Source organism: Sphingomonas pituitosa NBRC 102491 (assembly GCF_001598435.1).
In the GTDB taxonomy this organism is placed as follows: Bacteria; Pseudomonadota; Alphaproteobacteria; order Sphingomonadales; family Sphingomonadaceae; genus Sphingomonas; species Sphingomonas pituitosa.
In genome coordinates this window covers 50280-62904 of the sequence record NZ_BCYY01000013.1, presented here as the reverse complement: position 1 = coordinate 62904, position 12625 = coordinate 50280, and the positions used below count along the sequence as shown (strand labels likewise).

Below are 12625 nucleotides of genomic sequence, written 5' to 3'. Positions count from 1 at the left end.
GCCAGTCTCCGGTCAAATGGGGTGCAACCCCTGCCACGCTGCCGATGGCTTTTCCAGCGCGATGCTGCCATGCGGCCGGCCATGTCCCTGCCCTTCGCCACCATCGGCTTCGATCTCGACGGCACGCTGCTCGATACCAGCGGCGACCTCGCCGCCACGCTCAACCGCGTGCTGGCGGAAGATGGCCGGCAGACCCTGCCGCTCGACCGGGTACTGCGGATGGTCGGCCGGGGCGTGCGCGCGCTGCTGGAACAGGCCGTGGCGGCGACCGGCGGCGGCGATGGGCAGGTGGTGGAGCGGCTCCATCCCCGCTTCGTCCAGACCTATGCCGCGCACATCGCCGACCACAGCCGCCCCTATCCGGGGCTGATCGAGGCGCTCGATGCGCTGGCGGCGCGCGGCGTCACGCTTGCGGTGGTCACCAACAAGCCCGAGGCGCTCACCCTGCCGCTCTTGGAAGCGACCGGCCTGCTCCCGCGTTTCGCCTGCGTGATCGGCGGCGACACGCTCGGCCCCGGCACCGCCAAGCCCTCGCCCGCGCCGATCCTGGAGATGCTGCGGCGTTGCGGCGGCCCGGCGGCGTTCGTCGGCGATTCGATCTACGACGTGCAGGCGGCGCAGGCGGCGGGCGTGCCGGTGATCGCGTGCAGCTTCGGCTTCTCGGCCGTGCCGGTTGCCACGCTCGGCGCCGAGGCGGTGATCGATTCCTACGCCGAGCTGCTCCCCGCGCTGGCGGCACTTCGCCCAATCAGGGTTTGACAGCGCCTGCCACCCCGCGCGAAACACAAGATGTCGGAAAGGGAGAGAATCCGGGAAACCGGATCGCCGAAGGAGCAACCGCCCCGGAAACTCTCAGGCAAAAGGACCTTCCGGCCACCACATTCTGGAGAGTGGCGCCTGGAGCGCCCGCCGACGGGATAGCGATCTCAGGCAAACCGACAGAAGGGGCCCGCAACCGCGTAGTGAGGAGCAGGGTTCCGTGGCGAGTGCCAAAGGCGTCGGGCCGAATGCAGGGCCGATCAGTATTCAGGACGTTTTCACGATCGGCATCGGGCCGTCGAGCTCGCACACCGTGGGGCCGATGCGCGCCGCGCGCGACTTCGCGCTCTGGGTGGTCGCCGATGGCCGTGCCGTCACCAGGCTGTGCTGCGAGCTGTTCGGATCGCTGGCGCTGACCGGCAAGGGCCATGCGACCGATCGCGCGGTGGTGTTGGGGCTGGCGGGCGAGCGGCCCGAGGGCGTCGATCCCGATACCGTCGAGCCGATGCTGGCCGCCATCGCCGATGCGCGCCGCATCCTGCTGGGCGGGTCTGCATCGGTCCAGTTCGATCCCGAGGCCGACCTCAAGTTCCGCAAGCGCCAGTTCCTCCCCGGCCACCCCAACGGCATGAAGCTGCGCGCCACGCTGGTCGACGGCGCGGTGCTGGAGCGGACCTATTATTCGGTCGGCGGCGGCGCGATCCGGCGCGAAGGCGAGGAAGCGGCGGCAGGCCTGTCCGCCGGCACCAACCACCCCTTCGCCAGCGCGCGCGAGATGCTGGAGCGCTGCGACGAGCTCGGGCTCGACATCGCCGGGCTGATGCTCGCCAACGAACGCGGCTGGCGCGCGGATGGCGAGACGCTGGCGTTCGTCGACGGCATCCACGCCGCGATGAACGCGTGCATGGATCGCGGCATGGTGCAGGACGGCATTCTGCCCGGCGGCCTCGACGTCCCCCGCCGCGCGCGCAAACTCCACCAGAAGCTCGTCGCACGCGGTCCCCGCGTGGAGCCGGCCTCGGTGCTCGAATGGGTGAGCCTGTGGGCGCTGGCGGTGAACGAGGAGAATGCCGCGGGCGGCCGCGTCGTCACCGCGCCGACCAACGGCGCGGCGGGGGTGATCCCGGCGGTGCTGCGCTACTACGAATGCTTCGTCGGCGCCGCGACCAAGGACGGTGCGCGCCGGCTGCTGCTCACCGCCGCCGCGATCGGCATCCTCTACAAGCGCCAGGCCTCCATCTCGGCGGCCGAGATGGGCTGCCAGGGCGAAGTGGGCGTCGCCTGCTCGATGGCCGCGGCCGGGCTCGCTGCGGCGCTCGGCGGCAGCAACGCGCAGATCGAGAATGCAGCCGAGATCGGCATGGAGCATAATCTCGGCCTCACCTGCGATCCGATCGGCGGGCTGGTGCAGATCCCCTGCATCGAGCGCAACACGATGGGCGCAGTGAAGGCGATCAACGCGGCGATGCTCGCGCTCCACGGCGACGGCACGCACAAGGTGTCGCTCGACGCGGTGATCGAGACGATGCGCCAGACCGGCCTCGACATGCGCTCCAAGTACAAGGAGACGAGCCTCGGCGGACTGGCGGTCAACGTCGTCGAATGCTGAGCTGCCGGCCCGAATCGGGTTTCAGCGCTTTCCGCACATACGCGTCATCCCCGCGAAGGCGGGGATCCATTGCCCTGGGCGCTGGGGGAAGGAACCGCGGCATCAGCGCCAATGGATCCCCGCCTTCGCGGGGATGACGATGGGAAGGTTGGGGAGGTCGGGAAGCCGGTCCGCCCTCGCACCGGACCTCAAGGCTGGGCGGGCTTGAACTCGAAGTTCATCCCCGAGACGCGGCTTGGCTGGAACCCCTTCCAGATGGTCGAGGCGGGTGCGCCGGGGCTGAACCCCGCATAGCGCCCGCCCGGCGCGCCGGGCCATTTGCCCTCATTGGCGTTGGGCACCAGGCCGTCGAGATACGACGCCTTGGCTTCCTCGCCCTTCACATAGCGGTCGAGGAAGGCGGTGATGAAGTGCGCCTGCACCGCCATCAGCCGGTCCTTGCGCCACACCGCGTCCTCGAACCAGTCCAGGTCCCAGAAGCTGTCGCGCATCGCCGGCGGCGCGCCGATCAGCGCGATGCTGTGCGCCGCCTCGCGGAAGGTGAGCAGGTAGCGCGGCGCATGGACTTCCTGGTTGAACAGGGTGCGCACGCCGGGATCATAGCCGACGACATGGTCCTGGCTGCCGACGATGAACAGCGTCGGCGCACGGATCGCGGCCACGCCCTGCGCGGCCCAGAGCGGCGTGCCGTAGAGGTTGCTTGCCGGCGAGATCGCCACCACCGCCTTGAGGTCCGCGACCTTGAGCGCGCCTGCCCTGGGGCCACCCGCGACAAAGGGCGCGAGCACGCCGCGCGTCGCTGTCGCCACGGCCGGATCGAGCGGCGCGCCGGCTGCGGTGAGGACGCCATAGCCACCCATCGAATAGCCGATCAGCGCGGTCCGCCCCGCATCGGCCGCGGCGAACACCCCCTGCCCGCCCCGCGCGCGCCGCTGCGCCTCGGCGGCGACGAAGGCGATATCGAGCGGGCGGCTGGCCAGCGGGCCGGCGCGCGCGGCGGGGGTACGGATGGTGATCGGCGGATCCCGGAAGGCGGGCGCGACCACCACATAGCCCTTGCTCGCCAGGTTCTCGCCCAGCCACGAAAGCACCTCGGGCGTGTTGCTATAGCCGTGCGCGAGGATCACCAGCGGAAACCGCCCCTTGGCCGCGGCGGCGCCGGGCGTGGCGAGCCCCGGTACCTCGAAGGGAACGTCGCTGCCCTTCTCACCCGGGAGGCCGGTGCGGTAGCGCGTGCCCGGCCCCTTGGCCGCCGCGGGATACCAGAGCTTGATGGGCACGTGCCGATCGACGATCGCCGGTGCGTCGGCACCCTGGAGCGGATCAGCGCGGCCTTTGTCGATAAAGTCCAGATCGGCGACGCCGATCCCATAGCTGCCCAGCGACGCCAGTTCCGGCGCGTCGATGCTGGGGCTTGCCGGCGCCTGCTGCGCGCGCCCTTCTCCAAACGAAAAGATCGCGGCTGCACCGATGGCGGCCGCGATCCAGTTTCTGCCGGTCATTCTGAACCCTCCCGATGTCGGGGCGGACGCCGTGCATCCGCCCCGACATCGGGGTGTATCAGTAATTCAGGCCGAAGCGGATACCCGCATAGCGGCGGAAATCACGCGGCAGCAGCGCCTGGGTGGCGATGACCGTGGGTGAGGTGGCATCAGCGATGGCGTTGAAGTTCGACGACGTGTTCACCAGCGACTGGAAATACTGCTTGTCGAACAGGTTGTTGACGAACAGCGTCGCTTCCCAACGGCGCTTGTGATCGCGCACCCCGACGCTTGCGTTGAAGATGCTGTAGGCCTGCTGGAAGGTTTCCGGATCGTGCGCCACATAGTAGACGCTCGACTGGTACTGCCAGCTGCCCTGGAACACGCCGGTCAGCTTCTCGGTCAGCGCGGGCGCATATTCGATGCTCGCGGTGCTCTTCCATTCCGGCGCCTGGATGGCGCGCGTGCCGGTGAGGTTCTGGAACGCCGGCGTCCCCGGATTGCAGCCCTGCGCCTGGGTCTGCAGCGGATAGCATTGCGCGGTCGGGAACGAGGTATAGGTGGCATCGAGATAGGTCGCCGCACCGCTGATCGTCAGGTCACGGGTAACGCGCGCCGCGCTTTCGAATTCCAGACCCTTGGTATTGAGGCCGCCGACATTGGTCAGGCGGTAGTTGCTGGTGCCGTTGACCGTCTCGATCGACTGCGCCTGCAGGTCCTTGTAGTTGGTATCGAAATAGGTGACGTTGAAGGTCATGCGACGCCCGAAGAACTGGGTGCGGACACCGAATTCCTTGTCCTTCGACGTCTCCGGACGGATCGGGCCGGCATTGGCGCGGGCCTGGTTGAAGTTGGTGGTCAGATCGTAGGTCTGGCCCTTGTAGCCGGTCGCGTAGCTACCGAAGAACATCACGTCCCGCGTCGCCTGATATTGCAGGCCCAGGCGGTAGGTGGTGGCGTTGTCGCTCGCATGGCCGGCCCAGCTGGTAGGAACGGCGAGGTTGTTGTCACGGAAGGTATATTTCACGCGCTCGTTCTGCGCGCGGCCGCCGACGGTGGCGGTCAGGTTCTTGACGAACTCCCAATCGATCTGGCCGAACGCGGCAATCTGGCGCGATCCCGAGGTGGCGAACCAATCGGCGTTCGAGAAGACCGGACCGCGCTTGAACGGCCGCTGGAAGCCGGTGTTGGCATAGTAGAGGCCCAGGGCGTAGCGGAACGCGTCGGTGCCCGGCGACAGCAGGCGGATTTCCTGGGTGAACAGGCGAGACTTGAACGCGCCGACCTGGATGTTGCGGCCGAAGCTGCCCGGTGCGGCCGTGTCGTCATGGTCGATATAGTCGTCCATGCGGAACTTGTCGTACGAGGTCAGGCCCAGCAGCTGCATCTTGCCGATGTTGATGTCGGTGCGCAGCATCGTGCCCCAGCCCCAATATTTGGTGCCGGCGCGATCGTTGTTGGCGACCTTCTGGTTCAGCGGGTCGATGGTGATGCCCGGCAGCACGACATCGGCCGTCAGGCCCGGCTGGCGGCGGAGCAGCGCGCCCGGCGCCATCCGGATGAACGGGCGGCCGACCGTGGTGTTGCCGTTCAGATAGTTTGCCGAGGCGGTGAACACGACGTCGGGCGTCGCCTTCAACTTGAGCTTGCCGCGGGTGCTCAGCGTTTCGCGGCCGTTGACGTCCTTGCCGTTGGTCACGTTGCGGACATTGCCGCCCCAGTTCGAATAGCTGGCCGAGAAGACGTAGCCGAGCGTCTCGCTGATCGGACCGGTGACGCTGAAATTGCCGCCATATTCGCTGTCGTCGGTGGCGAGCAGGTTGGCCTTGACGTGGAAGTCGTTGGTCGGCTGCGTCGTCATGATCTTGATCAGGCCGGCCGAGGCCGCCTTGCCGTACAGCGTGCTCTGCGGCCCGCGCAGCACCTCGATCATCGCCACGTCGGGCAGATCGGTGAAGGCGCGCGCCTGGAAGGCCAGCGGCACGCCGTCGACGGTGACCGCCACCGAGGATTCGACGCCGATGCCGAAGGCATAGGTGCCGACGCCGCGCAGCGACACGTTGGAGTTGACGGGGTTCTCGGCCGTACGGATCGTCAGCGACGGTGCGACCTTGCCGAGATCCTGGAAGTGGCGGACGCCCTGCGCCTCGAGCGCGGCGGGCGTGACGACCTGCACCGCGAGGGGCACGTTCTGGATGTTCTCGAAGCGCTTCTGCGCGGTGGTGGTGACGATGATCTCGCCATCGTCCTTCACCGGCTGGGCGGCCTGTGCCGGCGCCGCCGCCGCATCACGATGCTCTTCCGCGGCGTTCGCGTGCGCTGCGCTGCCGAGAAACGATGCGGCAAGCGCAAGCGTGCACAGCGGAAACTGGTAACCCCTCATCAATCATGCCCCTTTGGAAGGTAAACTTCATCCTTCCTCTCCTCCCGCTGGTATACTCTTTGGCCACCAGTCGGTTTGTCCTCAGAATTGTAGGACCAATTGGAGAATTCCCAAATTTGCTTGAGAATTATCGGAAGCATTTCCCACGAAAGGCGCGTGGTGTGACGCGGAAGACACAGGACGGCAAACGTTTGTATTACCCTGTAAAAAAAGGGCGGAAGCATCGCTCCCGCCCTTCTCTGCATTGCCAGGCCGTCGGGCTCAGTAGTTTATGCCGAACCGGATGCCGCCATAGCGACGGAAATCGCGCGGCAGGATCACTTGGGTCGCAAGCTGATTGCCCCAGTTGCCCGCCGAGTTGACCAGCGACGGGTAATATTGCTTGTCGAACAGGTTGCTGACGAACACCGACGCGTCCCAGCGACGGCGGTGGTCCCGCACGCCCATGCTGGCGTTGAAGATGCTGAACGCAGGTTGGAACTGCTCCGGATCGCGCGCCGCATAATAGACGCTGGACTGGTACTGCCAGCTGCCCTGCACAACGCCGTTCAGCTTCTCCGTGATCGCCGGAGCGTACTCGATGCTGGCCGAGGCCTTCCACTCCGGCGACTGCACCGCGCGCGTACCGGTCAGCACCTGATAATTCGGCGGGCCCGCGATGCAGCCCGTTGCCGGCGTCTGCCGCGGATAGCATTGTGCCTTGGCATAAGAGGTATAGGTCGCGTCGAGGTAGGTAGCCGATCCGCTGATCGTCAGGTCCCGGGTGATCCGCGCCGCCGTCTCGAATTCCAGCCCCTTGGTGTTGAGGCCGCCGACATTGGTGAGGCGGAAATTCTGGACACCGTCCAGCGTTTCGATCGTCTGCGCCTGTAGATTGGTGTAGTTGGTATCGAAATAAGTGACATTGAAGGTCATGTGGCGATCGAAGAACTGGGTGCGGATACCGAACTCCTTGTCCTTCGACGTCTCCGGCTTGATCGGCCCCGCATTGGCGCGGTTCTGATTGAAGCCCGTGGTGAGATCGTAGGTCTGGCCCTTGTAGCCGGTGGCATAGCTGCCAAAGAACATGATGTCGCGCGTCGCCTGATAGTTCAGGCCGAGGCGGTAGGTCGTTGCATTGTCGTTGGCGTGCCCCGACCAGCTGCCCCGCGTGGCCGGCACATTGTCGCGGAAGGTATATTGCACGCGCTCGTTCTGTGCGCGGCCGCCGACGGTCGCGGTGAGGTTCTTGATGAACTCCCAGTCGATCTGGCCGAACGCCGCGATCTGGCGCGAACGCGACGTGGCGAACCAGTCGGCGACGGAATAGACCGGACCGCGCGCGAACGGGCGCTGGAACCGCGTGTCGGCGTAATAGACGCCGAGTGCATAGCGGAACGCGTCGGTGCCCGGCGACAGCAGGCGGATTTCCTGCGTGAAAAGCTTGGACTTGAACGCGCCGATCTGAAGGTTCTTGATCGTCGTCGACGACGTGTCGTCGTGGTCGAGATAGTCGTCCAGGCGGAACCGGTCATAACTGGTCAGGCCCAGCAGCTGCAGCTTGCCGATGTTGATGTCGGTGCGCAGCAGGCCGCCATAGCCCCAGTACTTCGTCCGAGAGTTATAGTCGGTGCTGACGGTCTGGTTGTCCGGGCCGATCACCACGCCAGGGAGCACCACATTGGTGGTCTGGCTGCCATTGCCGCGCAGGGCTGCCGTCGGCGCCACGCGGATGAACGGACGGCCGACACTGGTGTTGCCGTTCAGGTAATTGCCCGAAAGCGTGAAGGTCACGTCCGGCGTGGCCTTCCACTTCAGCTTGCCACGTGTGTTCAGCGTCTCGCGACCATTGACCTTCTCGCCATTGAACAGGTTGCGGACATTGCCGTCCCAGTTCGAATAGCTCGCCGAGAAGACATAGCCCAGCTTCTCGTTCAGCGGGCCGCTGACGCTGAAGTTGGCGCCATATTCGTTGTCGTCGGTTACCGTCGCATTTGCCTTGACGTGGAAGTCGTTGGTCGGCTGCGTGGTCATGATCTTGATGAGGCCGGCCGAGGCGGCCTTGCCGTACAGCGTGCTCTGCGGCCCGCGCAGCACCTCGATCATGGCCACGTCGGGCAGATCGGTGAAGGCACGCGCCTGGAACGCCAGCGCCGCGCCGTCCACCGTCACGGCAACGCTCGATTCCACGCCGATGCCGAAGGCGAAGGTGCCGACACCACGCAGCGACACGTTGGCGTTGACCGGGTGCTCGGCCGGGCGAATGGTGAGCGACGGGGCGACCTTGCCGAGATCCTGGAAGTTGCGGACGCCCTGCGCTTCGAGCTGTGCGGGCGTCACCACCTGCACTGCGAGCGGTACGTTCTGGATGTTTTCGAAGCGCTTCTGCGCGGTCGTGGTGACGATGATCTCGCCATCGTCCTGCGGCGCTGCGCCGGCCGACTGGGCCGCGGCGGCGCCGACAGCGATCGCGGCCGTAGCAGGGGTGTCGACCGTCTGGGCCTGCGCATGGGCACTGCCCGCCATGCAGGCTGCAACCAGCGCAACATGCGCGACCGATGCTTGGTAACCTCTCATTTATACTCCCCTTGTCCGGCAGGGTTCTACCCGCAGCTCTTTTTTAGACAGTCCGACAATAGGTTCCGCGAGACTCCGAGAAATATCGGGGAAACACGGTATGCAATCGTTTTCTTACTCCGCAATTCCACTGATATGTTGCTGCGGCGCAACACTGAACACTTGGCCGCCTTCGAACTCGACCTTCCGACGCTCGTTCTTTGGTATTAAAAAGGATATATCTTTGGAGTCCAATTGATTTCCTTTTGGTTCCACGCGCACCAGGATTTCATCGCGTTGCGCCGTGCCGTGCACCTGCCAGCGCATCACCTCGCCGCGCGCATCCCCGGCAGCCTCAATGGCTTCGAAGGTGAACGTGCCTTCGCGCGGCGGGAACATCCACAGGCCGTGACGGGGGGCACCCGGGCGCCAGCCGCCCTCCGCCAGATCCACCAGCATTGCCGAACCGGTCCGCGCGAACAGCGGAGGTGGGCCGTCCAGCGGGGCGGCAACGGTCACCCACGCACCGCCGGTGAATATCTCGCCGGTCCACACATGGGTCCAGTCCGCCCCAGCCGGGAGATAGAGCCGCCGCTCGGTCGCGCCCTGCTCCACCACCGGTGCAGCGAGCAGATCGGTGCCGAGCAGATGCTCGTCGCTTTCGGCCCAGCATTGCGGGTCGTGGGGAAACACTGCCCAGGTCGGCAGTACCATCGGCATGTAGTCGGAGTGATAGCGGTGCAGCAGGTCGTAGAAGAACGGCACGAGCCGCTGGCGCAGCCGCATCAGCGCGCGGATCGCGGGTAGTGCCTCCGGGTACATCCAGGGCTCGTTGACGCTGCGATCGTCGTTCCAGCTGTGGATGCTGAACCGCGGCATCAGCACGCCCGCCTGCACCCAGCGCACCAGCAGCTCGGCATCCGGCGCCGGGCCGGCGAACCCGCCCACGTCGTGCCCGCTGTTGGAAACGCCCGAAAGCGCCAGGCCGATCGCCATCCGCGCATTGTAGCGCAGCGTCTTCCATTCGGTCCGGTTGTCGCCGGTCCAGGTCTGGGCGTAGCGCTGCAGGCCCGCCATGCCGGCGCGGGTGACGACGTAGGGAAGTTCGTCCGGCCGCGCCTCGATCTGCGCGCGGCGCGAGGCGCGCATCATCAAGAGAGGCTGCACCGGCCGCATCGCCTCGGCGGGCACCGAAGTACCGAAACCGGCGAAGCGGGCGCGGGCGTCCCACACCTCATATTCGTTGTTGTCGTTCCAGGTCGAGCGGATGCCCTGGTCGAGCAGCGCCGATTTCACCTGCCCGCGCCACCAGGCGGCAGCCTGCGGGTTGGTGAAGTCGATATAGCTGCCAACCTCGTCCCAGAACTGCGCCTCGATCGGCTGGCCATCCGCGTCCGCGACGAAATACCCCGCAGCGGCGACCTCGTCGTAGCGCGGGTGGCTGCGGAGCAGCGCGGGCTTGATGTTGGGCACCAGCTCGACCCCCGCCTCCGCATAGCTCGATACGAAGGCCTTCGGGTCGGGGAACTTGTCGCGGTTCCAGTGGAACACGTACCGCTTGTCGCCGATCGAGGTATAGCCCGAGGAGAGGTGGAACGAGGTGCAGCCGATGTCGTGTTCGGCCAGCTTCTCCAGGAACCCGGCCATCTGCACCGCCGCGTCGGGCGCGTCGGTGTACGTCATCGTCGAGCCCGAATAGCCGAGCGACCAGCGCGGCATCAGCGCCGGGCGGCCGGTCAGCCAGGTGAAGCGCCGCGTCACCGCCAGCGGATCGGGACCGGCGATCATCCACAGGTCGACATCGCCATGCTCGGCGACCATGTGGCGGTAGAAGCCGTGGTAGTTGTCGAGCTCGCGCCCGAAATCGAACGCGACCTCGGCTACCGTGTCGTAGAAGGCGCCGTGGCAGCGCCCGGCCTCGTCCGCCACCAGCACATAGGGAATCGACTTGTACTGCGGATCGCTGGTCTCCGCGTCATAGCCCATCGGATCGAGATTGGTCAGACGGAAGCTGCGGCCGGCGCGGTTGGCATCGCCGGTGCGATCCCCCAGGCCGTAGAAGCGCTCGCCCGGACGGCGCGCGACATAATGGTGCGCCTTGCCGTCCCACCAGCCGAAATCATAGGCATGGGTCGGGCGGTCCTCGGCCATCGGCACCCAGGCATCGCCGTCGCGCTGCTCCCATCGGCAGTGCAGGCCGTGCAGCCGCGCGGTGAGGCGGATGCGATCGGTTTCCAGCACCAGTTGCTCGGCATCGTGGGACAGCCGATAGGTCGGGCAGGTAAAACCGGACACGTCCATCCGGTCGCGCCCCGGCTCGGCGATGTCTTCCTGGCCCGGCGCGATCGCCCAGCTCGGCGGGCTGGTCACCGTACCGTTCGCCAGCAGCAGCATGCGCACCAGGTCCTGCTCGAGCACGAACAGATGCGCGACGGCACCGGTATCGGATTCCAGCGTGATCCGTCCCTGACCTTCGCCTGCAACCGTGAAGCGCGGGGGATTGGAAAGCGTGGCGCGTCTCATTTCACAGGCTCCGGAAGGCGAAGGTGGCGCAGGCCGGCGATCAGCACGATCGCGCCGAGGATGTCGAAGACGGAAAGCATGCCGAACAGCGGCGCGAAGCCCACCGTGTCGGCCAGTCGCCCGATCAGCAGCGAGAAGAGCAGGCCGCCCGTCCAGCCGGCCTGGCCGACAAAGCCGTTGGCGACGCCCACTTCCTCGGCAGTGAACACGTCGGCGGACAGGGTATTGATCAGCACCGAGATCACCTGGTGCGCGAACCCGCCGACGCAGAACAGCGCGATCGCCATATAGGGGCTGGTCACCAGCCCGATGCAGCCGGGCGCGATCATCAGCACCGCCGCGATCGCGACCCCGGTGACGCGCGAGGTAATCAGCGGCAGGCGGAAATGCTTGACGAGGAAGGGCGAGAAATAGCCGCTGAGCACGCCGCCCAGATCCGCGGCAAGGAAGGGCAGCCAGGCGAACAGCGCAATCTGCTTGATGTCCATGCCCCGCTCCTTCGCCAGATAGATCGGGATCCAGAAGCTGAAGGTTTGCCAGGCGGGCTCGGCGAGGAATCGCGGCACCGCGATGACCCAGAAGCGGCGGGTCGTCAGGATCTCGCGCGCGGTGGCACGTCGCGCGAGCGGCTTGGGCCGCCCCTCGGCGATCAGCGCACGTTCCTTGTCGGTGATGGCCGGATGGTCGCCAGGGCTGCGGTAGAAGATCCACCAGGCGAGCGACCAGAGCAGCCCGACCGCGCCCGTCACCACGAACGCCATCCGCCAGTCGGTGTAGAGCATGACGATCGCCACCACGGGCGGTGCCAGCAGCGCGCCCAGCGAAGTGCCGGCGTTGAACCAGCCGACGGCAACCGATCGCTCGCGCGCAGGAAACCACTCGGCGATCGCCTTGATGCCCGAGGGGATGGCGGCGGATTCGAACGTGCCGAGCAGGCCGCGGAAGAACATCAGCCCCAGCCACCCCGCCGCAAATGCATGGAGCATGTTGGCGACCGACCACGCGACACCGAACAGCGCGAACCCGGCGCGCAGGCCGATGTGATCGACGATCATCCCGGCGATGGGCTGCATCACGGTGTAGGCAAGCTGGAAGCCGGCGACAACGAAGCTGTATTGCTCCGTCGTCATGTGCATCACTTTGGTCAGCTCGGGCGCAAGCACGCCGAGCGAATTGCGGGCGAGATAATTGGCGATGGTGCCGGCGCAGATCAGCCCGACGATCCACCAGCGAAGATGGGGAACACGCCGCATAACCCGTTCACTGCCCCTCTCTGGAATCGGCGTCGCCGCCGCCCCCTAAATCCATTGTTGGACAACCCTGCGATAATTGGCC

The 12625-nt window shown here is 66.4% G+C and carries 7 protein-coding genes and 1 riboswitch; of the genes, 2 read left to right on the top strand and 5 right to left on the bottom strand.

Features of this window, described 5'->3' with window-relative positions; all coding sequences use genetic code 11:
* The first annotated feature begins 81 nt into the window (after positions 1 to 81).
* Together SPI01S_RS11885 and SPI01S_RS11880 are read left to right on the top strand one after the other, a co-directional pair.
* Positions 82 to 759, top strand: coding sequence for an HAD-IA family hydrolase (locus tag SPI01S_RS11885; RefSeq protein WP_066722606.1), 678 nt, complete (start codon positions 82 to 84; stop codon positions 757 to 759).
* A gap of 28 nt (positions 760 to 787) precedes the next feature.
* A riboswitch (glycine riboswitch) is annotated at positions 788 to 878 on the top strand.
* Between the two features lie 101 nt (positions 879 to 979).
* On the top strand, positions 980 to 2368 hold the full coding sequence (locus tag SPI01S_RS11880; protein WP_066722404.1) for an L-serine ammonia-lyase: 1389 nt from the start codon (positions 980 to 982) through the stop codon (positions 2366 to 2368).
* A 188-nt stretch (positions 2369 to 2556) separates the two neighbouring features.
* On the opposite strand, the gene SPI01S_RS11875 is transcribed toward SPI01S_RS11880, so the two are convergent.
* From SPI01S_RS11875 to SPI01S_RS11855, 5 genes are all read right to left on the bottom strand, one after another.
* Entirely contained in the window at positions 2557 to 3870 is a 1314-nt protein-coding gene (locus SPI01S_RS11875; RefSeq protein WP_066722402.1) for an alpha/beta hydrolase family protein, read from the bottom strand.
* A 58-nt stretch (positions 3871 to 3928) separates the two neighbouring features.
* Positions 3929 to 6232: a TonB-dependent receptor gene (locus tag SPI01S_RS11870; protein WP_084253428.1), complete on the bottom strand. Its 2304-nt coding sequence runs from the start codon at positions 6230 to 6232 to the stop codon at positions 3929 to 3931.
* Between the two features lie 261 nt (positions 6233 to 6493).
* Positions 6494 to 8788, bottom strand: coding sequence for a TonB-dependent receptor (locus SPI01S_RS11865; protein ID WP_245653569.1), 2295 nt, complete (start codon positions 8786 to 8788; stop codon positions 6494 to 6496).
* Positions 8789 to 8902: 114 nt separating this feature from the next.
* On the bottom strand, positions 8903 to 11290 hold the full coding sequence (locus SPI01S_RS11860; RefSeq protein ID WP_066722400.1) for a glycoside hydrolase family 31 protein: 2388 nt from the start codon (positions 11288 to 11290) through the stop codon (positions 8903 to 8905).
* A complete protein-coding gene (locus SPI01S_RS11855) occupies positions 11287 to 12543 on the bottom strand; it encodes an MFS transporter (RefSeq protein ID WP_066722398.1) in 1257 nt (418 codons plus the stop codon). Before SPI01S_RS11855 ends, SPI01S_RS11860 begins: the two co-directional genes overlap by 4 nt.
* Positions 12544 to 12625: the final 82 nt, after the last annotated feature.